At 59.1% G+C, this 511-nt stretch carries 1 protein-coding gene; it reads right to left on the reverse strand.

What is annotated here, in order from left to right; all coding sequences use genetic code 11:
* The coding region (locus KM295_RS16830) for an RNA-guided endonuclease TnpB family protein (RefSeq protein ID WP_256031535.1) at positions 1 to 511 on the reverse strand (511 nt) is incomplete at both ends.

Below are 511 nucleotides of genomic sequence, written 5' to 3' on the forward strand. Positions count from 1 at the left end.
CCTCGGACAGCGGTTTCGAGAACTTGCCCAAGGCTCGTTTACCGATATTCAGCGCACCGTTCTTGTCTGCGTTGTCGTCAAGTCCACATTCGGGACACTCGAAGCGTCCTTGCGTCTCACGGACGCCCTCGCAGGCACAGCGGTTGCACGTCTGCGACGTGTCGTATTCTTCGACCAATTGCACGTCGATACCCGCATCGTGGGCCTTGTACTCGATGTAGTTGAGCAGGCGGGCAAACGGCATCTTGTGGGTCTTGTCGTTGACGTACCGCCCCTTGTCGTTGTCCTTGCGAATCCCACCGAGGTCGCCCACGACGATGACTGCGTTGCGCTCCTCGGCGTCCTCCACGATTTGGCGAGCAATCTTGTGGAGGCGGTCGTCCACCTTCCGCGCTTCAGCGTCACCGATGCGCTTGACCACCTGCTGTCCCTGTCGAGGCTTCGATTTCCCGATGGACTTTCGGAGTTGCTTGTAGTGTTCGCGGATACGGCGCACTTCCTCGCCGTAGAA

Source organism: Natronomonas aquatica, assembly GCF_024449025.1.
Taxonomy (GTDB): domain Archaea; phylum Halobacteriota; class Halobacteria; order Halobacteriales; family Haloarculaceae; genus Natronomonas; species Natronomonas aquatica.